Below are 22,051 nucleotides of genomic sequence, written 5' to 3' on the forward strand. Positions count from 1 at the left end.
GCGCTCACCTCAGCTTCGGGTCGAGGGCGTCGCGGACCGCGTCGCCGAGCATGATGAAGGCCAGGACGGTGAGGGCGAGGGCGCCCGAGGGCCAGAGCAGGGCGTGCGGGGCGTTGCGGATGTAGGGGGAGGCGGCGGAGATGTCGATGCCCCAGGAGACGCTCGGCGGTTTCAGGCCGACGCCCAGGTAGGACAGGGTCGCCTCCAGTGCGATGTACGTGCCGAGCGCGATGGTCGCGACGACGATCACCGGGGCGACCGCGTTCGGGGTGATGTGGCGCAGCAGGAGGCGGGAGTTGGTGGCGCCGAGGGCCCGGGCGGCCTGGACGTAGTCGTTCTGTTTGGCGGTGATCACCGAGCCGCGGGCGATGCGGGAGATCTGCGGCCAGCCGAGCAGGACCATGAAGCCGATCACCGGCCAGACGGTGTTGCTGGTCACCACGGAGAGGAGGACCAGGCCGCCGAGGACGACGGGGATGGCGAAGAAGATGTCGGTGATGCGGGACAGGACCGAGTCCCAGGTCCCGCCGAAGAAGCCGGCCAGACCGCCGAGCACGCCGCCGAAGAGGGCGACGCCGAGGGTGGCGAGGACGCCGACCGTGACGGACGTACGGGCGCCGTAGACGGTGCGTGTGTAGACGTCGCAGCCCTGGCCGTCGTAGCCGAAGGGGTGGCCGGGCTGGGAGCCCTCCTGGGCCTTGGCGAGGTCGCACTTGAGGGGGCTGCCGGAGGCGATGGCCGAAGGCCACAGGGAGATGAAGACCAGGAAGAGGATGACCAGGGCGGAGATCAGGAACACCGGGTTGCGGCGCAGGTCGCGCCAGGCGTCCGACCAGAGGGAGCGGGCCTTCTCGGCCGGCCCGGCGCCCTGCGGCCCGCCGCCGGGCGGTCTCTCGAGGGTCTCGCCCGCCGCCGCGGCCAGGTCCATCGCGCCGCCCATGCCGGTGCCGGCGATCGCGCCCTGAGGTTCGTACGACTGCTCAGGCATAGCGGATCCTCGGGTCGAGTACGGCGTACAGGAGGTCGACGAGCAGGTTGGCGACCAGGAAGACCAGGACGAGGACGGTCACGAAGCCGACGACGGTCTGGGTGTTCTGGCGGAGGATGCCCTGGTAGAGCTGGAAGCCGACGCCGTGGATGTTGAAGATGCGCTCGGTGACGATCGCGCCGCCCATCAGGGCGCCGATGTCGGTGCCGATGAAGGTGATCACGGGGATGAGGGAGTTGCGCAGCAGATGCCGGATGACGACCCGGCGGCGCGGCAGACCTTTGGCCACGGCCGTGCGGACGTAGTCGGAGCGCCTGTTCTCGGCGATCGAGGTGCGGGTGAGACGGGTGACGTAGGCCAGGGAGACGGAGGCCAGCACCAGGCCCGGCACGATCAGCTCGCCGAAGGTGGCCTCGGAGGAGACCGACGGTTTGATCCAGCCCCACTGGACGCCGAGCAGCAGTTGCAGCAGCAGGCCGGTGACGAAGGTGGGGACGGAGATCACGACGAGGGTGAGCAGGAGGACTCCGGTGTCCACGGGGCGGCCCCGGCGCAGGCCCGTGACGACGCCGAGGGCGATGCCGATGACGATCTCGAAGAGGATCGCGACGATCGTCAGCCGGATGGTGACCGGGAACGCCGTCGACATCAGCTCGGTGACCGGCTGGCCGTTGAACGCCGTACCGAAGTCTCCGGTGAAGACGTTCCCCATGTAGGTCAGGTACTGCTGCCAGACCGGCTTGTCGAGGCCGAACTCCTTCTTCAGCTGGGCGGCGGTGGCCGGGTCGCACTGTCGTTCGCCGCACAGTCCGGCGATGGGGTCGCCCATCACGTTCACCATCAGGAAGATCAGCAGCGTGGCGCCGATGAACACCGGGATCATCTGCAGCAGACGCCGGATCACATACCGGCCCATGGCGGTCAGCTGACCTTGATCTCGTTGTAGACCGGGACGGAGAACGGGTTGAGCTTCACGTTCGAGAGCCGCTGCGAGTAGCCTGCGCTGCCGTTCTGGTACCAGAGCGGGATGGCGGCCATGTTGTCGCGGACGACCTCCTCGGCCTTCTGGAAGGTCTGCACCGCCTTCGCCGTGTCGGTCTCGGCGTTGGCCTGGTTCACGAGGGTGTCGAAGTCCTTGTCGGACCACTTGCCGTCGTTGGAGGAGGCGTTGGTGTAGTAGAGCGGCTGGAGGAAGTTCTGGATGAGGGGGTAGTCCATCTGCCAGCCCGCGCGGAACGGGCCGCTCATCTTGTGGTCGCCGATCTGGTTGCGGAAGTCGGCGAAGGTGCCGACCGGGTTGCCGACGCAGGCCTTGTCGTTGCCGAGGGCGTTGTTGATGGAGTTGCAGACCGCGTCGACCCACTGTCTGTGGGAGCCGGTGTCCGCGTTGTATGTGATTTTGACCTGGCCGCCGGGGAGGCCGCCGCCCTCCTGGATGAGCTTCTTCGCGGCGGCGGGGTCGTAGTCGCAGGCGTCCCCGCACAGGCCTTCCTTGAAGCCGCCGTCCTTGCCGAGCACCGGGGAGGTCCAGTCGGTGGCAGGGGTCCGGGTCTTCTGGAAGATCGTCTCGGTGATCTGCTCGCGGTCGATCGCGCGGGAGAGGCCGGTACGGACCTTGTCGGAGCCGCTCTTGTTCCAGGCCTTGTCGTAGTAGGGGAAGGCCAGGGTCTGGATGATGCCGGCGGGGGTGTTGAGGTAGCGGTCGCCGAGGTCGTTCTTGACGTTCTTGAGCTGGGCCGCGGGCACGTCGTCGACCAGGTCGAGGTTGCCGGCCATCAGGTCGGTGTAGGCGGTGTTGTTGTCGGTGTAGACCTTCAGGGTCACTCCGTCGTTCTGCGCCTTGTCGTCGCCGGGGTAGGCGTCCCACTTCTTCAGGGCCATCTGGGAGCCCTTGGTATAGGAGTCGATCGTGTACGGGCCGTTTCCGATCGGTTTCTTCAGCCAGCCGGCGTGGTCGGTGAAGAAGGCCTGGGGCAGGGGGGCGTAGGCGGCGTAGCCCAGGGTGTCGGGGAAGGTGGAGAACTTCTGCGTGAGCCGGACGGTGAACGTCCTGGGGTCGACGACCTTGAGCCCGGCGAGGGTCTCGGCGGTCTGCTTGCCGCCGCCGGCCGGGTGGGTCCTGGTGTAGCCGTCGATGTACTGGAAGAAGTACGCGTTCTTCTGGTTGTTCTTCAGGCTCGCGCCGTAGTTCCAGGCGTCGACGAACGATCTGGACGTCAGTTTTTCGCCATTGCTGAACGTCCAGCCGTCCTTGACGGTGATCGTGAAGTTCTGGGAGTCCGTGGTGTCGATCTTCTCGGCGAGCATGTCCTCGGCCTTGCCGGTCTGCGGGTTGTACCGCTTCAGGTTGCGGAAGATCATGTCGAGGACCTTGCCGCCCTGCACCTCGTTGGTGTTGGCGGGTTCCAGGGGGTTCTGCGGGTCTCCCCAGGAGGAGCTGAGCACCGCGCCGCCATCGCCGCCCCCGCTGCCGCTCCCGCCGCCTCCGCAGGCGGTGGCCGCGAGCGCTGCCGCCGCCGCACAGGCGGCCCACCTGGCGTGCGTGGCTCCACGCATGGATGCCTCCTCATTGCCGCGCTTTTACCTGAGCGCTGTGCCGTCAGCACCTGAGCGCCGATCTGCCCGATCCACCTGATCCGTTAACGGTCAATATCAACTCAAAAGGCCCACAACGCACACGGACCGCGCCCAACGGACGGTAGACAGGGGGCTATTCGGGGGATGGCGCAAGAGTGGCGACGACAGACAGCAGGTTCCTGCTGGGGGGTCGAAAAGGATCTACTGCGCAGGTCACAATGGATCTCCGGCACGGTGCACAACGGATCGCCGCCATCCGATGCCGAACCGTTGGATTGTGACCCCGAGATGTACGCATTCCGACACCCAGGCGACCGGATATCGAACTCGTTGCCCGATTCGCGCAGTTAGCCCGAATCTGGACACGGGACGATTACGGCGCGCTACACGCGTAGCTACGGTACGGTCAAGTCCAGGCAAAGAAAGTAAATAGAAGACCAAGGCAGACCAGAATTTATTGACCTTGAATGAATTACGTTGAAAAAGTCCCGCGTAGCCCGTAGGGGAGTGCCCTGCGGAGTCATCAGACCCTCCCTTGGGCCAGGAGCACCATGACCCCCCCAACTCCATCAGCGGCTGCCCCGCTTGAGGTGACCGACGAGAGCGTCGAGAAGTCGACCACTTCTGACGCTCCGAAGGCCAACGAGAGCCGGTCTCCCGGGCAACTCGCCTGGCGCCGTTTCAAGCGAGACCGTACGGGCGTCATATCCGCGTTCGTCGTGATCGCCTTCTTCGTGGTCGCGCTGGCCGCGCCGCTCATCGCCAAGGTCTACGGCAAGGACCCGTACACGACGTACGGGATCGACACCCCGGGCCTGCTCGGCGACAACGGCTTCCCCACCGGGGCCAACGGCGGCATGAGCGGCGAGTTCTGGTTCGGCATCGACCCACAGCTCGGCCGCGACGTGTTCACGTTCCTGCTCTACGCGATCCGCAACTCGCTGCTCATCGCCACCGCCATCACGATCCTCGTCGTGATCCTCGGCGTGGTCATCGGCGTGACCGCGGGCTACGTCGGCGGCAAGACGGACTGGTTCCTCGGCCGGGTCATCGACATCCTGCTGGCCTTCCCGTCCCAGCTCTTCTTCGTGGCCTTCACCCCGGTCGTGATCGCGCTCTTCGTGTCCCCCGAGGAGAACACCCCGGTCTGGCTCACGGTCGCCTGCCTCATCGGCCTGCTCACCGTCTTCGGCTGGGCCTCCATCGCACGTCTGCTGCGCGGTCAGGTACTGGCCCTGCGCGAGCGCGAGTTCGTCGAAGCCGCCAAGGTCACGGGCGCATCTCCGGCACGCATCATCTTCAAGGAGCTGCTGCCGAACCTGTGGACTCCGATCCTGATCCAGGCGACCCTCAACCTGCCGCTGATGGTCACCACGGAAGCGGGCCTCGCCTTCCTCGGCGTCGGTCTGCAGGACCCGACGCCCGACTGGGGCGTCATGATCGGATACGCCGCCACGTTCTACCAGGACGACATCACCTTCCTGCTCTTCCCGGGCGTGACGATGGTGATCTTCGTACTGGCGTTCAACCTGCTCGGCGACTCGGTACGCGACGCGCTCGACCCGAAGACCAAGCGCTGACTCCGGCTCTTTTCAGGACCACGGCAAAGGCGCCGGGTGCCGGATCCTCTCTCATCAACTCACTTCACTAGGCAGGATGCGATGTCCTTTTCGCGCAGAAACTTCCTGATAGCCACTGGCGTTGCCGCCGCGTCGAGCTCCGTGCTGACCGCGTGCAGCAGCGGCGACTCCAGCAGCAACACCGGCTCCACGGGCAAGCAGGAAGCCGCCACAGCCAAGGCCACGGTGGTCAAGATCGGCACGGCGGAGGACTCCAAGGGCCCGGCCCCTGAGGTCTCCGGCGCGAAGAAGGGCGGCAAGGTCTCCCTCCTCAACGACGACGACTTCTCGCACCTCGACCCCCAGCGCATCTACTACGCCTGGAACTCGCTGGCCGCGATCGTCATCTCCCGCACGCTGACCGGCTACAAGATCGGCGACGACGGCTCCATGACCCTGGTCGGCGACCTCGCCACCGACGTGGGCACCATGAAGGACGGTGGCAAGACCTGGTCCTTCACCCTGAAGGACGGCGTCAAGTGGGAGGACGGCTCCGACGTCACCATCGATGACGTCCGCCATGGCTTCGAGCGTGCCTTCGCCAGCTTCATCACCGAGGGCGCTGTGTACGTCCAGCAGTGGCTGACGGGCACCCCGGACTTCCGCAAGTCCTACCCCGGCCCCTTCACCGGCAAGCACCTGAAGTCCATCGAGACCAGCGGCAAGACCATCACGTTCCACCTCTCCGAGGCGCGTCCGGACTTCAACTACGTCGTCGCGATGCACTCCTACGCGCCCACCCCGGTGAAGAAGGACACCCAGCAGAACTACGACAAGAAGCCGGTCTCGAACGGCCCCTACAAGATCAAGTCGCACGTCACCGACAAGTCGATGGTCCTGGTCCGCAACGAGCACTGGGACCCGGCGACGGACCCGATCCGCAACGCCTACCCGGACGAGTTCGACTTCACCTTCGGCATCGAGCAGCTGACCGCGATCGACCGTCTGCTCGCCGACTCCGGCCCCGACCAGTACGCCGTCTCGTGGCGCACCATCCCGACCGAGCGCGTCGCCAAGGCGACCACGCAGGCCAAGGACCGCGTCTTCGAGGGCCTGGGCAACGGCGTCAGCGTCTACTGGATCAACACCACCCGCGTCACGGACAAGAAGGTCCGCGAGGCGATCATCAGGGCCTGGCCGACGGCCGCCATCCGTCAGCTGCAGGGCGGCACCCACCGCGGTGACTACGCGACCGGCATCATGAGCCCGCTCGTCGCCGGCTACGAGTCGCAGGACGTCTGGGGCAAGCTGAAGAACCCGGCGGGCGACCCGGCCGCCGCGAAGAAGATCCTGGAAGAGGCCGGCAAGACCGGCGCCAAGGTCGTCTACGCGTACCAGAACGACCCGGTCAACGCCAAGGTCAAGGTCGTCGTCGAGCAGGCCCTGAAGAAGGCCGGCTTCGAGGTCGTCACCAAGCCGGTCGACTCCACCACCTGGTACGACGAGACCGGCAAGATCGCCAACCCGTTCGACATCTACTGGGGTGGCTGGGGCTCCGACTGGCCGACCGGTTTCTCGGTCTTCCAGCCGCTGTTCGACAGCAAGGTCATCGCCGACGGCGGCCAGAACTACTCGCACCTCAAGGACCCGGCCGTGGACGCCGCCATCAAGGCCGCCACCGCCGAGCCCGACCAGACGAAGGCCAACAAGATGTGGGGCGCCCTGGACAAGCAGGTCACGGAGACCGCCTCCTTCATCCCCGATGTGTACATGAAGCGCATCTACCTGCACGGCTCCAAGCTCGGCAACGTGAAGATGGACCCGAACTTCGACGGCTGCATGCTCTACAAGCTGTACGTCAAGTCCTGATCCATCCCTGAGCGGTGGGGGCGGCCGGACGGCCGCCCCCACCCTCGGCTCTCGTCCTCCGGGCCTCCCGGTCACCCCGGCCCGGCCCGATCCGCACGACGGCCCTCCCAGGAAAGCCACTCCCCATGCTTCGCTTCCTCGTCCGCCGAGTCCTCGGCGCCGTGATCACGCTGTTGATCATCAGCGCGGTCACGTTCATGCTCTTCTACGCGGTGCCGCGCGACCCGGCCCGGCTGGCCTGCGGCAAGCTCTGCACCAAGGAGACGCTTGAGCTGATCCGCCACAACATGGGGATCACGGACTCGCTGCCGGTGCAGTACTGGCACTGGCTCACGGGCATCTTCCTGGGCCGCGACTACCCGGGCTTCGGCCACTGCGACGCGCCGTGCCTGGGCTACTCGTTCGTCAACCGCGAGCCCGTCCTGTCCACCGTGGCCGACCGCTTCCCGACGACCTTCTCGCTGGCCGTCGGCTCCTCCGTGGTCTTCCTGATCTTCGGCGTCGGCATGGGCATGCTCGCCGCGGTGAAGCAGGGCCGCCCCACCGACAAGATCGCCTCCAGCGCCTCGCTGATCGCCTCGTCGATGCAGATCTACTTCGTGGGCACGCTCGGTCTGTACTTCTTCGTGTACCAGTGGCACATCCTCGACCAGCCGGCCTACACGAACTTCACCGACAACCCGGCCAGTTGGTTCACCGGACTGATGCTGCCCTGGCTGGTCCTGGCGCTCATCTGGACCGCCAACTACACCCGTATGACACGCTCCCAGCTGGTCGAGACGCTCAGCGAGGACTACGTCCGCACCGCCCGGGCCAAGGGCATGTCCCGGCGCAACGTCTTCTTCCGCTTCGCCTGGCGCGGCGCGATGGGGCCGATCGTCACCATCTTCGGCATCGACATGGGCGTCCTCCTCGGCGGCGCGATGATCACCGAGAAGACCTTCAGCCTCCAGGGCATCGGCATGCTGTCCGTGAAGTCCGTGCAGACGAGCGACCTGCCCATGCTGCTCGGCGTCATGATCATCACCGCGTCCTTCGTGGTCATCGCCAACATCGTGGTCGACGCCGTGTACGCCCTGATCGACCCGCGCATCCGCCTCGCCTGACCCACTCGCCCGCCGGCTACCCCCGCATCACCCCCCTCTGGAGCGTCCCCGTGACGAGCACCGATCAGCAGCCCTTCCTGTCCGTCAAGGACCTGAAGGTGCACTTCTCGACCGAGGACGGCACCGTCAAGGCCGTCGACGGCCTCTCTTTCGACCTCGTTCGCGGCAAGACGCTGGGCATCGTGGGGGAGTCGGGGTCCGGCAAGTCGGTCACCAACCTGACCATCCTGGGCCTGCACAACCCGGACAGCACCCAAGTCGAGGGCTCCATCGTCCTCGACGGCGAGGAGCTGAACGGCGCCGCGGAGAAGACCCTGGAGAAGCTGCGCGGCAACAAGATGTCGATGATCTTCCAGGACGCGCTGGCCTCGCTGTCGCCGTACCACACCATCGGCAGGCAGATCGGCGAGACGTACCGCAAGCACACGGGCTGCTCCAAGCAGGAGGCCCGGGCGCGTTCGATCGAGATGCTGCGGCGGGTCGGGATCCCGCAGCCGGAGACCCGGGTGGACGACTACCCGCACCAGTTCTCCGGCGGTATGCGCCAGCGCGCGATGATCGCGATGGCGCTGGTCTGCGACCCCGAGCTGCTGATCGCCGACGAGCCGACCACGGCGCTCGACGTGACGGTCCAGGCGCAGATCATGGACCTGCTCAAGGACCTCCAGCGGGAGTTCGGCACCGCGATCATCTTCATCACGCACGACCTGGGCGTCATCGCGGACATCGCCGACGAGGTGCTGGTGATGTACGGCGGCCGGTGCGTGGAGCGCGGCACCAAGCAGGAGGTGCTGCGCGACCCGCAGCACCCGTACACCTGGGGTCTGCTCAGCTCGATGCCGAGCCTGGACCACCCGGTCGACGTGCCGCTGAACCCGATCCCCGGCTCGCCGCCCTCGCTGCTGAACCCGCCCACGGGCTGCCGCTTCCACCCGCGGTGCGCGTTCGCCGACAAGGTCGACGGGGGCCGGTGCGTCACGGAGCAGCCGCTGCTGCAGATCACCGACGGCCGGGGTTCCGCCTGCCACCTCACCGCCGACCAGCGTGCCGAGTACTTCTCCGACCTCGCCGGCAGCGCGGCGAACTGACGTACAAGAGACGGGATTTCATCACCATGAGCAACACCACCCCCCTCCTGGACGTCTCCGGGCTCACCAAGCACTTCCCCATCAAGGGCGGCTTCCCGATCCGGCGTACGGTCGGCGCGGTGCAGGCCGTCGACGGGCTGGACTTCCAGGTCGCCGAGGGCGAGAGCCTGGGTCTGGTCGGCGAGTCCGGCTGCGGCAAGTCGACGACGGGCCGGCTGATCACCCGGCTGCTGGAGCCGACCGGCGGCACGATCTCCTACCGCGGCCAGGACATCACCCACGCGGGCCGCAAGGCGCTCGCGCCGATCCGGTCCGAGATCCAGATGATCTTCCAGGACCCGTACGCCTCGCTGAACCCGCGCCAGACGGTCGGCAAGATCGTCTCCGGCCCGATGGAGATCAACGGCATCAACCCGGCGGGCGGCCGCGAGGCGCGCGTGCGCGAGCTGCTGGAGATCGTGGGTCTCAACCCCGAGCACTACAACCGCTTCCCGCACGAGTTCTCCGGCGGCCAGCGGCAGCGCATCGGCGTCGCCCGGGCGCTGGCCCTCGAACCCAAGCTGATCGTGGCCGACGAGCCGGTCTCCGCGCTCGACGTGTCCATCCAGGCGCAGGTCGTCAACCTGCTCCAGAAGGTGCAGCGGGACCTGGGCATCGCGTTCGTCTTCATCGCCCACGACCTGGCCGTCGTACGGCACTTCTCGCAGCGGGTCGCGGTCATGTACCTCGGCAAGATCGTCGAGATCGCCGACCGCGACGAGCTGTACGGCAACCCGCGCCACCCCTACACCCGGGCGCTGCTGTCCGCCGTGCCCGAGGCCACGGTGGAGGAGACCCCGCGTGAGCGCATCCGCCTCGTCGGCGACGTGCCCTCGCCCATCAACCCGCCCTCCGGCTGCCGCTTCCGCACCCGCTGCTGGAAGGCGACGGACAAGTGCGCGAGCGAGGCCCCGCCGCTGGTGCAGGTCGAGGGCAACAAGTCCGGCCACCTGACGGCCTGCCACTACCCCGAGACGGCGGACGCCCCGCCGGCCGAGGTGCCGGCCCCCCGCCTCACCAAGGACCCCGAGACGGCGGCCTGACCCACCCCCTTGCCGACGGCCGAAGGCCCGCGCCCACCCCGGACGCTGTTGGTAAATCGGGTGCGGGCGTGACGACGGCCTGTATGACCGCGTTGGGGTTGTGCGGGCCGTCGTCGTGTTGAGGGGTGGGTTCGGTGTCGTTGCGTGGGGTGGATCTGGGGGAGATCCCGGAGGAGACCGCTCGGCTGGCACGTGCGGTCTTCCCTAAGGGCTGCCTGGTGATGCGGGTGCGGGATGTGCTCGGGCCGGTGTTCTCGGATGCCGATTTCGAGGAACTTTTCCCGGTCAGGGGGCGGCCGGTGGTGTCTCCGGCCCGGCTCGCGCTGGTTTCGGTGTTGCAGTTCGCCGAGGGGCTGACCGACCGCCAGGCCGCGCACGCGGTCCGCTCGCGCCTGGACTGGAAGTACGCCCTTTCACTGGAGTTGGCCGACACCGGATTCGACTTCTCGGTGCTCAGCGAGTTCCGTGCCCGGCTGGTCGACGGCGAGGCCGGCCAGATGGTGTTCGACGCGGTACTCCGGGCGGCTGGCGAGGCAGGGCTGGTCAAGGCGGGCAAGCGGCAGCGCACGGATGCTACCCACGTGCTGGCCGCGACGAGAGACCTGAACCGGCTGGAGTTCGTGGTCGAGACACTGCGGGCGGCATTGAACCAGGTGGCGGAGGAGACCGGGGACTGGCTGGTGACGGTGTCGCCGCCGGAGTGGTTCGACCGCTACTCGGCCCGGCCGGAGGACAGCCGTTTCCCGTCCCGGTGGGCCGCGCGCGTCGAGCACGGCGACCAGTGCGGGATTGACGGCATGACGCTGCTGAAGGCCGTCTGGTCGGCTGCGTCACCGCCCTCGTTGCGCAGCCTGCCCGCAGTGGAGTTCCTGCGGCAGACCTGGGTGCAGCAGTTCCACCACGTCGAGGGCACCGTGCGCTGGCGCGGGACGAAGGACCTCCCACCCGGTCTGATCCGCTTACGGACCCCCTACGAGCCCGAGGCCCGCACTGGCTCGAAACGGGACCTGGGCTGGTCCGGTTACAAAGTCCACCTCAGCGAGACCTGCGAGCCCGACGCCCCGCATCTGATCACCCACATTCGCACCACGCCAGCGCCGGTCAACGACGTCCTCGTCCTGGAGGACATCCACACCGCCCTGGCCGAACGGGGTCTGCTGCCGGACGAGCACCTGGTGGACGCCGGATACATCGACGCCGAACAGATCCACCACGCCCGCCGCGATCACGACATCGAGCTGGTCGGCCCGGTCAAGTCCACCACCGTGAAGGGACAGGCGAGCGGAGAAATCTTCGACAACACCCGCTTCACCATCGACTGGGACCAGCGCCAGGCCATCTGCCCCGGCGGACAGACCAGCGTCGTCTGGCGGGAAGCCCGGAGCCAGTTCGACGCCCCGGCCACCCGGGTCCGGTTCGCCGCCCGGCACTGCGACCCCTGTGAGCTGCGGACCTCGTGCACCAGCTCCAGGACCGGCCGCAACCTGACCCTGAGACCGAAGACCGAGCACGACATCCTTCAGCAGGCCCGAATCGAGCAGGACACCGACCACTGGCGCCGACGCTACGGACACCGCGCCGGCGTCGAGGGCACCATCTCACAGGGCGTCCAGGCGTTCGGCCTGCGCAGATCCCGCTACCGCGGCCTCGCCAAAACCCGGTTGCAGCACCACTTCACCGGCGCCGCCGTCAACTTCGCCCGCATCGATGCCTGGCTCACCGGCAGACCACTCGCCAAGACCCGCGTTTCGCCCTTCGCAGCACTCCGCCCCGCTGGATGAGTCCAGCGGGGCGGAATTAACCAACAGCGTCCCACCCCGGCGCGGGCCTCCGCCGTTCGGCGTGGCTCCGGACCTGCCCGCTGGCTACCCTCGCGCCATGGACCACGCGAAGATGCGGACGATCGCCGAGGAGCTCACGGCGTATGCGGAGCATCTGGAAGGGTCATGGAACGTCGAGATCGGGCCTTCCGGGCCGTTCCTCGCCATGACGAGCCCTTCGAAGCGGCACCAGGGCACGATCCGCCGTATCTGCAAGCAATTGGACAAACAGCTCCTCATCACCCACCCCGGCTACATCTGTGCGAACGGCCCCGAGATCGAGCACCCCGCGATCGGCCGGATGCGGCGTCCGGACGCCGTCGTGATCCCCGAGGCCGTGCTCGACGAAGAAGGCCTCGCGGTCGACGCGACGCAGGTGCTGGCGGTCGTCGAGATCGTCTCCCCGTCCAATCCCGACGACGACTACGGCGACAAGCTCACCGAATACCCCGCCATGGGCATCGCCCACTATCTGATCGTCGATCCCCGCACCGGCACCATCGAGGTGCACTCCGATCCCTGCAAGGACCGCTACCAGCACCAGGACCCGTACATCTTCGGAGACAAGGTGCCCTTCGGGCCGTGGACGCTGGAGACCGAAGCCTTCCTCCGTTACGGGAAGACCCGGCGCTGAGGTACGAGAGACCGCCTGTCCCTTCCAGCCGTGCACGAACCATGCGCCACCCGAACACGACGCGCGCACAGTGGTGACTCGAGTGGTTCGAGGTACGGGGTACGGGGGTTTGTCATGGAAATCCAGCTGCTGGGGTGTGTCGAGGCGCGGGCGTGGTCCGGTGACAAGATGCCGCTGCCGCACGGCACCAAACTGCTGCTGGCGGCGCTGGCGTGGACCCCCGGGGCCTTCGTGGCCGACGAGACGCTGATCGAGCGGGTCTGGCAGGAGCGCCGGCCCCAGCATCCGCGGGACGCGCTGTACATCCAGGCCACGCGGCTGCGCAAGGCGCTGCGGGCCGACGGGCAGCGGGACGAAGGATTCGAACTGGCCCGCAAGCGGGGCGGGTACGTCCTCGCGATCGACGAGGAGCGGGTCGACACCGCGCGGTTCCGCGGCCTGGTCCGGCAGGCACAGCAGACCGCCCGCACCGGGGACACCGACACCGCTCTCGGCCTCTACGCGCGGGCCCTGGAGCTGTGGCGGGGCGAGCCGCTGTCGGACGTGCGCACGGCCTGGGCGGAGTCGGCGCGGGTCGCGCTGCGGCGCGAGCACCGGGAGGCGCTGGTCGGCAGCACGGAGCTGTCCCTGCGGGCGGGGCGGCACGACGAGTGCCTGCCGCAGTTGCAGTGGCTGGCCGAGATGCACCCCTTCGACGAGAAGGTCGCGGGCCTGCTGATGCTCGCCCTGCACCGGGGTGGCCGTCAGGCGGACGCGCTGGACTCCTTCCAGGTGCTGCGCCTGCGGATGGTCGACCTGCTCGGGTGCGAGCCGGGCCCGGACCTGCGGTCGCTGCAGGAACGCATCCTCGCCCGCGACCCCCGGCTGCGGCTCGGCAGCGCGTACGCGACGTCCGCCCGCTGACGGCGGCGAGGAGCAGGTGTCAGCCGTCGAAGTGCTCGGTCAGGTACAGGGTCAGCCGGGACTCCGCGTCCGGGGGGAGGTCACGGTGCCGGTGCCGGTGCGGGGCGGGGGCCCCGGACGGGGGTCGGGTGTCCAGCGTGTCGTACAGAGTGCGTGCCGCCGTGCGGGCCTCGTGCGCCGGGCCCGGGGCGCCGGTCGCGGCGTGGGCGGTGGCCAGGGCATCGGTGGCGCGGGCGTGCAGGAGGCGCTGGCCGGAGGTGCGGGCCAGGTCGACCGCGCGGGTCGCGGCGGTGCGGGCGTCGGCCGGGGCGCCGGTGTCCAGGAGGGTCAGGGCGGCCGTCAGGTGGACGCGCGGGAGGGTGAGGGGGTTTCCGTCGGTGGCGAGGCCCTCGGCGCGCTCAAGGCAGTCCAGGGCCTCGGCGGGGCGGCCCTGGGCGCGCGCCAGGTCGGCGCGGGCCAGCAGCACCTCTACGAGGCCCGCGCGGTGGCCGGTGCGCTCGGCGATCTCGAACGCGGCGTCGAGGTGTTCGGCCGTCTCGTCGGCCTGGCCCGCCCGCAGTTTCACGGAGGCGATCCCGACCAGGCTGTCGACCTGGCAGTTGCGGTTCTCCACCCGGCGGGAGACGGCGAGGGCGTCCTCGAAGGCGAGCAGCGCGCGGTCGTCCTGGCCGGCGTCGGCGCGGACCCGGCCGAGCGCCTCCAGGGCGACCGCCTCGGTGTAGGTGGAGCCGGAGTCGCGGGAGACGAGGAAGCAGGTGCGCAGCGCCGCCGTCGCCTCGTCGAACCGGGCCTGCTTCTGCAGGACCAGGGCAAGGTTGACGAGGGCCATCGCGCGGTTGTGGTGGGCCGTCTCGCCGATCAGGTCGAGGGCCCCGCACGCCGCCTCCTCGGCCGCGTCCAGGCGGCCCAGGGCGAGGTTCAGGGACGCCGTGTTGATCAGCATGATCTCTTCGTTCCTGACGTTGCCCAGGGTGCGGTAGAGCGCGAGGGCACGGTCGTAGCAGGGCAGCGCGCGGCGCAGTTCGCCCAGCAGCTTGAGGGTGACGCCCTTGCCCTGGAGGCTGCCGGCCTCGCCGTACGCCCACCCGGCCCGGCGCGCCAGCACCTCCGCCTCCTCGTACTCCGCCAGGGCGCCCCGCAGGTCGCCGTTGCGCCAGCGGGCGCTGCCCAGGGACAGGCACATGGCGGCCTGGCCGACCTCGTCCCCGCCGCGCTGGGCCACCTCCCGGGCGAGGGTGGCCAGCCGCATCCAGTCGGACAGCGGACGACGGTGGTGGAACAGGTCCTGGAGGGCGTCCACCAGCCACCACACGTAGGGCGCGGGGCCGTGCTCGGCGGCGTGCCCGATCGCGGCCGCGATGTCGTCCCACTCGCCGTCGAACCAGGCGTACGCCTCCTCGGTGGTCGCGAACTCCCGTGGCAGGGAGCCCTCGACGGCGCCCGGCCGGGTGCGCATGACGTACAGGCCGGCCGTGGCGGCGGCGTTGACGACGCTCTGGAGGTAGTGGTCGAGGACGCGCGTGACGGAGGCGGCCTGCTCCTCGGGGGCGTCCTCGGCGGCCGTGCGGTCGCGGGCGTACTCGTGCACGAGGTCGTGCCAGGCCGGGCGGCCGAGCTCGACGTCGCGCAGCAGGTGCACGCGCTGGGCCAGCCGCAGCAGGTCGGCCATCCGCCGCTCGTCGAGCCCGGCGCCGGCGGCGGCCGCCGCGACCGACCGGCCCGTGCCGGGCAGCGCGCCCAGACAGCGGAAGGCCCGGCGGGCCTCGTCCGGCAGCGCCCCGTACGACAGGTCGAGCGCGGCCCGTACGGCGACGGACTCCTCGCCCTCGACATGCAGCCGGGCCAGCCGCCCCCGGTCGGCGAGGTCGCGGACGTAAGCGCGGATACTGCCTGGCCGGTCGCCGATCCAGGAGCCGGCGACGCACAGGGCGAGGGGCAGCCGGTCGCAGAGTTCGACCAGCCGGGCCGCGGCCTCCGGGTCGGCTGCCACGGCCTCTGCGCCGACCGCGCCGCTGATCAGCTCCAGTGCGGCGGCGCTGTCGAGGACGTCGCAGGAGACCCGGTAGGCGCCGTCCAGGGTGACCAGGCCGCTGAGCTTGTCACGGCTCGTCACCAGCGTCAGCGAGCCCGCCGAGGCGGGCAGCAACTGCCGTACGTACGACGCGTCGGCCACGTCGTCCAGGACGACCAGCACCCGGCGCTCCGCCAGCAGCGTCCGGTACAGCGCGGTCTGCGCCTCGGCGCCCAGCGGAATGTCACGCGGGGCGCAGCCCAGACCCTGCAGCAGCAGCGGCAGGGCCTCCTCGGGGGTCATCGGCTCGGCGTTGTCGAAGCCCCGCATGTCGAGGAAGAGCTGGCCGTCGGGGAAGCGGTCGGCGACCCGGTGGGCCCAGTTCAGCGCGAGGGCGCTCTTGCCGACGCCCGCCGGTCCCACGAGCAGGGCCAGCGGTTCGGCGGTGCGCAGACAGGAGTCGAGACGGTCGAGCTCCCGCTCGCGGCCGACGAAACGACGGGGCGTGGGCGGGAGTTGCCGCGGCACCGGCCGCTCGGCCCCGACCGCGGCCTGCTGCGCCGCCGCGGCGGCGCCTGAGCCGCCCCGGCCGACGACGCCACCCCCGGCGACACCCCTGCCGGAGACACGGCTTGCGGAGACACCGCTGCGGGCGGTACCGCCGCCGCCCGAGACGCTGCCGCCGCGCAGCAGGCGCTGTTGCAGGTCCCTGAGGTCGGCCGAGGGCTCCATGCCCAGTTCGTCGACCATGCGCCGACGCAACGCCGTGAACAGCTCCAGGGCCTCGGCGCTGCGGCCGTCCAGGTGCAGGGCGCGCATCAGCAGCCCGTGCGGGCGTTCGCGCAGCGGGTGGGCGGCGGTCAGCCGGAGGAGTTCGGCGATGGCCTCCCGGTGCCGGCCGGTCTCGATCTCCGCCTCGGCCATGCCCTCGCGGGCCACGAGGTGCAGTTCGCCGAGGCGTTGCCGCTCGGCCTCGCGCACCGCGACCTCCGACAGGTCGGCCAGCGGCTCGTCCCGCCACAGCGCGAGGGCCTGTTCGCCGCAGCGCCGGGCCGTTCGCCACTCGCCGTCGGCCGCGGCCCGCGAGCCGTCCCTGATGAGGTTCTCGAAGGCCAGCAGGTCGAGCTCGTCCGGTCCCGCATGCATGACGTACCCGGGCCGCCTCGTGGTCAGCAGCTGCGTCCCCGCCGGACCGAGGGCACGCCGCACCTCCGCCACGAGGGCCCGTACGCGGGCCGCGCCGGCGCCGGGCGGACGGTCGTCCCACAGACACTGAATCAGCCGGTCGACGGAGACGACGTGGTTGGCGTGCAGCAGGAGCACCGCGCACAGCGCACGTTGCCGGCCGGTGAGCACGACGGCCCGTCCGTCGATCTCGACGTCCAGGGGTCCGAGCAGGCGGAACCGGGGCCGTGGGGAGAGCATTCACAGAACGTAGTCCAGGGGCGACGGCCGGGCAACGCCGACCTTCGCCAACGGGAACGGACGGACCTTCGGTGGGCGGGATCCGGCCACCACCGGGCCCGGTCGAGGTGCGGTGAAGGGCGGCACCGGTACGAGGCGAAGCGGGGCGGACGCCGCGTGTCCCCCGTCGGCCGCCCGCCCCGCGACATCAGTCTCCGCGAGCCGCCTTTCCGCTCTCTTTCAGCGGTCTTTCATCCCTCTTTCACCGGGCTTTCGCAGCCCGGGACGTGCCCGGGACGTGCCCGGGACGTGCCCGGGACCTGCCCGGACTCGCCTGGGGCGTGTCTAGACGCCGGTCCTGCCGTCGATCATCTCGCGCAGGATGTCGAGGTGGCCGTTGTGCCGGGCCGTCTCCTCGATCAGGTGCAGGAGGATCCAGCGCAGGTCGACATGGCGGCCGTCGCGGGACGCCCGCTTGGCCTTGGTGTCGAGGTCGTGACCGGCGACCAGTTCGCGGTACCGCTCGGCCTGTTCGGCGTACTCGTCGAGGAGTTGGGCGAGTGGGAAGTCGACGGCGACACGCATCTCGCGGTCGGGGTCCTCGTCGGTCCACGGTCCCTCGTCCTCCTCTTCGAGGAACACGACCTGGAACCAGTAGTACTCGACCCAGCGCAGATGGTTGACCAGGCCGCTCGGGGTCATCAGCGGCGAGCCGGGCAGGAGCGCCGTGCGGGCGTCCGGGTCGGAGAGGTCCTCGCACTTGGCGCGGACGGTGTCGCGGGCGTAGTCGAGGATGGTGGTGAGCTGGGTGCGTTCGTCCCACGCGGTGGGCATGTCGTCTGTTCTCGTCATCGCGCAGAGCATGTCCGACCGTCTGTCCGCTTGTCGAGGCGATCGTCGAGGGCGAATGGCGGCGCGAGTGACGGCGCGATGGATCTTGTCCTGTGTCGTACGCGGGTGTGGCAGACTGCCGCGGTGGTCGATCATTCGTTCGCGGATCTCGCACTCGCCGCACTGTACGACAGCATCAATCCATGGGGCCCGGACGACGACTTCTACCTGGGCCTGGTGACCTCCGCCGACGCCGTGCTCGACGTCGGCTGCGGCACGGGCCGGGTCCTCGCGCGGGCCGTGGCGGACGGCCACCCGGGTCGCCTCACCGGCCTCGACCCGGCGGCCGCGATGCTCGTCCAGGCCCGGCGACAGGCGCCCGGCGTCCAGTGGCTGCTGGGCGACCTCCGCACCCACCGGTGGAACGGCGAGTTCGACCTCGTCGTGATGAAGGGCCACGCCTTCCAGGTGTTCCTGGGCGACGACGAACTGCGCACCGCGCTGGGGGCCGTACGGTCCGCCCTCGGCACCGGCGGACGGTTTGTGTTCGAGACCCGCAACCCGGCGGCGCGGGACTGGGAGACCTGGACCCCGGACCGGGTGCGCGAGGTCACCGACGCCGACGGCCGTGTCGTACGGGTCTGGCACGAGGTCGAGGACGAACCGTCCGGCGACCGGGTGACGTTCACGACGACCTTCGACTCCCCCGACTCCCCCGGCTCGCCAGGCTCCCCCGGTTCCTTGGGCCGCCGCGTCAGCCGCAGCACGCTCCGCTTCCTCACCGCCGAGGCCCTGGCCGGCTTCCTGACGGAGGCGGGGCTGCGGGTGGTGGAGCAGTACGGGGACTGGGACCGGGGCCCGTTGACCCCGACCAGCCCGGAGATCATCACCGTGGCGACGCCTGCGCGCCCCGGCCCGTCCGACGCTTGAGGACGGACGAAGTTGCCTAGCCCAACCGGGGTTTGATCTCGTCGACGAAGATGGTCCGCTTCTGTTCCGCCGTCAGATGGCAGGCCGAGGCGCGGTCCGGGGCCAGGAGGGGTCGCTCGGTGACGCAGCGGCCTGCGCCCACCCGGTCCCGGAAGGCGCAGCGGGGGTGGAAGCGGCAGCCGGGCGGCGGGGCGAGCAGCGAGGGCGGGGCGCCGGGGATGGGGGCGAGCGGGGCGTCCGGGTCCGCGCCCAGCCGGGGCATGGAGTTCAACAGGCCCCAGGTGTACGGGTGTTGTGGCGAGCGCAACACCTGCTCGGTCGTCCCGCGTTCCACCGCGCTGCCCGCGTACATCACCATGATGTCGTCGGCCACGTCGGCGATGACGCCGAGGTCGTGCGTGATGAAGATGATCGCGGTGCCGAACTCCTCCTGGAGTTCCTTGAGCAGGTCGAGGATCTGCGCCTGGACGGTCACGTCGAGGGCCGTGGTCGGTTCGTCGGCGATCAGCAGGTCGGGGTCGCAGATCAGCGCCATCGCGATCATCGCGCGCTGGCGCATCCCGCCGGAGAACTGGTGGGGGTAGTCCTTCGCCCGCTCACGGGGGTGGGGGATGCCGACCTTGCCGAGCATCTCCACCGCGCGTTCCCAGGCGGCCTTCCTGGAGGCGCCCCGGTGCTTGCGGTACGGCTCGGCGATCTGCCGGCCCACGGTGGAGTACGGGGAGAGCGCGGTGAGCGGGTCCTGGAAGATCATCGCGACCTTGTCGCCGCGCAGCCGCTCCAGCTCCGATTCCCGGGCCGTGGTCAACTCCTGCCCCTCCAGCAGGATTTCGCCCTCGACGGCGGTGAACATCGGGTTGTGCAGTCCGAGGATGGTCAGGTTGGTGACGGACTTCCCTGATCCCGACTCGCCGACGATGCCGAGGGTGCGTCCGCGTTCGAGGTCGAAGGAGAGCCCGTCGACGGCCCGGACGACACCGTCCTCCGTGCTGAAGCTGACGGCCAGGTCCCGCACCGAGAGGAACGCGCCCGCCCCGGCCGGGAGGGGCTCCCGGGAGTTTCCGGACTCCTCGTCCTCCCCGTACTCCATGGTCACGATGCTCACGCCAACCCCCTGACGACGGTCCCGGGAAAGGCCTAGCACAGCCGTACGCGCGAGTCGATGAGGACGTTCGCGAAAAGCCCGGGTGCCCCCACGAGGGGACACCCGGGCTTTTCGCGTGTGGCGGCGGCCGCGGACTGCGCCCGCCTGCCTGCCTGGATCAGCCGTGCTTGGCGCGGCTCGCGGTGCGGGCGCGGTCGCGCTGGTCGAGGACGACCTTGCGGATGCGGACCGCCTCCGGGGTCACCTCGACGCACTCGTCGTCACGGCAGAACTCCAGCGACTGCTCCAGCGACAGCTTGCGCGGCGGGACGATCGCCTCGAACGAGTCGGCCGAGGAGGACCGCATGTTCGTGAGCTTCTTCTCCTTGGTGATGTTCACGTCCATGTCGTCGGAGCGCGAGTTCTCGCCGACGATCATGCCCTCGTACACCTCGGTGCCGGGGTCGGTGAACAGCACGCCGCGCTCCTGGAGGTTCGTCATCGCGAACGCGGTGACGGCGCCGGCGCGGTCGGCGACGAGCGAGCCGTTGTTACGGGTCGTCAGCGTGCCGAACCACGGCTCGTGGCCCTCGTGGATGGAGTGGGCGATGCCCGTGCCGCGCGTACCGGTCAGGAACTCGGTACGGAAGCCGATGAGACCGCGGGAGGGGACGACGAACTCCATGCGGACCCAGCCCGAGCCGTGGTTGGACATGTTGTCCATCCGGCCCTTGCGGACGCCCATGAGCTGCGTGACGGCGCCCATGTGCTCCTCGGGCACGTCGATCGTCATGCGCTCGACGGGCTCGTAGACCTTGCCGTCGACGTCCTTGGTGACGACCTGCGGCTTGCCGATGGTCAGCTCGAAGCCTTCGCGGCGCATCTGCTCGACCAGGATGGCCAGCGCCAGCTCACCGCGGCCCTGCACCTCCCAGGCGTCGGGGCGCTCGGTGTCCAGGACGCGGAGGCTGACGTTACCGACCAGCTCGCGGTCGAGGCGGTCCTTGACCTGGCGGGCGGTGACCTTGCGGTCCTTGACCGCGGCCTTGTTGTCGGCGCCCTTACCGGTGCCGCCACGGCCGACCAGCGGCGAGGTGTTGGTGCCGATGGTCATGGAGATCGCCGGCTCGTCGACCGTGATGAGCGGCAGCGCGATCGGGTTCTCGGGGTCGGCGAGGGTCTCGCCGATCATGATGTCCGCGATGCCGGCGACGGCGCAGATGTCACCCGGGCCGGCCTTCTCGGCGGGCTTGCGGGTGAGCGCCTCGGTCATCAGCAGCTCGGTGATGCGCACGTTGGACATCGTGCCGTCACGCTTGATCCAGGTGACGGACTGGCCCTTGCGCAGCTCGCCCTGCTCGACGCGCAGCAGCGCGATACGGCCGAGGAAGTTGTCGGCGTCCAGGTTGGTGACGTGCGCCTGGAGCGGAGCCTCCTCGTCGTACTCGGGGGCCGGGACGTGCGACAGGATCGTGGAGAAGAAGGGCTCCAGGTTGTCGCTGTCCTTGGGGACCGTGCCGTTCTCCGGCTTGGTCAGGGAGGCGACGCCGTCGCGCGCACACGCGTAGACGATCGGGAACTCGATCTGGTCCTCGTCGGCGTCGAGGTCGAGGAAGAGGTCGTAGGCCTCGTTGACGACCTCGTCGATGCGCGAGTCGGGACGGTCCGTCTTGTTGATGCACAGGATGACGGGCAGGCGGGCCTGCAGCGCCTTGCGCAGCACGAAGCGGGTCTGCGGCAGGGGGCCCTCGGAGGCGTCCACGAGCAGCACGACGGCGTCGACCATCGACAGACCACGCTCGACCTCACCGCCGAAGTCGGCGTGACCGGGGGTGTCGATGATGTTGATCGTGACGACGTCCCCCCCGTCCTTGGGGTGGTACTTCACCGCCGTGTTCTTGGCGAGGATCGTGATGCCCTTCTCACGCTCCAGGTCGTTCGAGTCCATCATGCGGTCGTCGAGCGACTCGGCGGCGTGCGCGGCGAAGGCGCCGGCCTGCTTGAGCATGGCATCGACCAGAGTCGTCTTGCCGTGGTCGACGTGGGCGACGATGGCTACGTTGCGAATGTCGTGGCGCGTGGCCATAAAGCGGCGTTCTCCCGGGGTGTGAGGGCGACCCTGCTGCGTACGTCTGTGTTACGCGGGCCCTGCCGGGCTTGACACG

Annotated in this window: 16 protein-coding genes; 9 read left to right on the forward strand and 7 right to left on the reverse strand. The window is 69.5% G+C overall.

What is annotated here, in order from left to right:
• Positions 1–4: 4 nt before the first annotated feature.
• The 3 genes from B5557_RS15510 to B5557_RS15520 are packed head-to-tail and all read right to left on the reverse strand — an operon-like array spanning position 5 to position 3,544.
• On the reverse strand, positions 5–988 hold the full coding sequence (locus tag B5557_RS15510; RefSeq protein WP_079659903.1) for an ABC transporter permease: 984 nt from the start codon (positions 986–988) through the stop codon (positions 5–7).
• A complete protein-coding gene (locus B5557_RS15515) occupies positions 981–1,904 on the reverse strand; it encodes an ABC transporter permease (RefSeq protein ID WP_079659904.1) in 924 nt (307 codons plus the stop codon). Before B5557_RS15515 ends, B5557_RS15510 begins: the two co-directional genes overlap by 8 nt.
• A gap of 5 nt (positions 1,905–1,909) precedes the next feature.
• On the reverse strand, positions 1,910–3,544 hold the full coding sequence (locus B5557_RS15520; protein ID WP_079659905.1) for a peptide ABC transporter substrate-binding protein: 1,635 nt from the start codon (positions 3,542–3,544) through the stop codon (positions 1,910–1,912).
• Positions 3,545–4,155: 611 nt separating this feature from the next.
• On the opposite strand from B5557_RS15520, the gene B5557_RS15525 reads away from it, so the two are divergent.
• The 8 genes from B5557_RS15525 to B5557_RS15560 all read left to right on the forward strand — a co-directional run bounded on the left by B5557_RS15525 (position 4,156) and on the right by B5557_RS15560 (position 13,626).
• The gene (locus tag B5557_RS15525; RefSeq protein WP_079659906.1) at positions 4,156–5,145 is read left to right on the forward strand and encodes an ABC transporter permease; all 990 of its coding nucleotides are present in this window, start codon (positions 4,156–4,158) and stop codon (positions 5,143–5,145) included.
• Positions 5,146–5,226: 81 nt separating this feature from the next.
• A complete protein-coding gene (locus tag B5557_RS15530) occupies positions 5,227–6,993 on the forward strand; it encodes an ABC transporter substrate-binding protein (RefSeq protein WP_079659907.1) in 1,767 nt (588 codons plus the stop codon).
• Between the two features lie 125 nt (positions 6,994–7,118).
• Positions 7,119–8,099, forward strand: a complete 981-nt coding sequence (locus B5557_RS15535) for an ABC transporter permease (RefSeq protein ID WP_079659908.1) — start codon at positions 7,119–7,121, stop codon at positions 8,097–8,099.
• Between the two features lie 50 nt (positions 8,100–8,149).
• Positions 8,150–9,187, forward strand: a complete 1,038-nt coding sequence (locus B5557_RS15540) for an ABC transporter ATP-binding protein (RefSeq protein ID WP_079659909.1) — start codon at positions 8,150–8,152, stop codon at positions 9,185–9,187.
• A gap of 26 nt (positions 9,188–9,213) precedes the next feature.
• On the forward strand, positions 9,214–10,269 hold the full coding sequence (locus tag B5557_RS15545; RefSeq protein WP_079659911.1) for an ABC transporter ATP-binding protein: 1,056 nt from the start codon (positions 9,214–9,216) through the stop codon (positions 10,267–10,269).
• A gap of 134 nt (positions 10,270–10,403) precedes the next feature.
• Entirely contained in the window at positions 10,404–12,050 is a 1,647-nt protein-coding gene (locus B5557_RS15550) for an IS1182 family transposase (protein WP_079664796.1), read from the forward strand.
• Positions 12,051–12,147: 97 nt separating this feature from the next.
• Positions 12,148–12,723 carry a Uma2 family endonuclease gene (locus B5557_RS15555; RefSeq protein ID WP_079659912.1) on the forward strand — a complete coding sequence of 192 codons (576 nt, stop codon included), beginning with the start codon at positions 12,148–12,150 and terminating at the stop codon, positions 12,721–12,723.
• Positions 12,724–12,837: 114 nt separating this feature from the next.
• Entirely contained in the window at positions 12,838–13,626 is a 789-nt protein-coding gene (locus B5557_RS15560; protein WP_079659914.1) for an AfsR/SARP family transcriptional regulator, read from the forward strand.
• Between the two features lie 19 nt (positions 13,627–13,645).
• Here the strand turns inward: B5557_RS15560 and B5557_RS15565 are convergent, their stop codons facing one another.
• A complete protein-coding gene (locus tag B5557_RS15565; RefSeq protein WP_079659915.1) occupies positions 13,646–17,062 on the reverse strand; it encodes an AfsR/SARP family transcriptional regulator in 3,417 nt (1,138 codons plus the stop codon).
• A 324-nt stretch (positions 17,063–17,386) separates the two neighbouring features.
• Positions 17,387–17,893 carry a DinB family protein gene (locus tag B5557_RS15570; protein ID WP_079664797.1) on the reverse strand — a complete coding sequence of 169 codons (507 nt, stop codon included), beginning with the start codon at positions 17,891–17,893 and terminating at the stop codon, positions 17,387–17,389.
• 123 nt (positions 17,894–18,016) lie between these two features.
• On the opposite strand from B5557_RS15570, the gene B5557_RS15575 reads away from it, so the two are divergent.
• Complete coding sequence (locus tag B5557_RS15575; protein ID WP_079664798.1) at positions 18,017–18,802, forward strand: class I SAM-dependent methyltransferase; 786 nt, start codon at positions 18,017–18,019, stop codon at positions 18,800–18,802.
• A 16-nt stretch (positions 18,803–18,818) separates the two neighbouring features.
• Here the strand turns inward: B5557_RS15575 and B5557_RS15580 are convergent, their stop codons facing one another.
• Both B5557_RS15580 and typA read right to left on the reverse strand, forming a co-directional pair.
• Positions 18,819–19,892: an ABC transporter ATP-binding protein gene (locus tag B5557_RS15580; RefSeq protein ID WP_079664799.1), complete on the reverse strand. Its 1,074-nt coding sequence runs from the start codon at positions 19,890–19,892 to the stop codon at positions 18,819–18,821.
• A gap of 172 nt (positions 19,893–20,064) precedes the next feature.
• The gene (typA, locus tag B5557_RS15585; RefSeq protein ID WP_079659917.1) at positions 20,065–21,972 is read right to left on the reverse strand and encodes a translational GTPase TypA; all 1,908 of its coding nucleotides are present in this window, start codon (positions 21,970–21,972) and stop codon (positions 20,065–20,067) included.
• Between the last annotated feature and the right edge of the window lie 79 nt (positions 21,973–22,051).

The organism is Streptomyces sp. 3214.6 (assembly GCF_900129855.1).
GTDB classification, from domain to species: Bacteria; Actinomycetota; Actinomycetes; order Streptomycetales; family Streptomycetaceae; genus Streptomyces; species Streptomyces soliscabiei.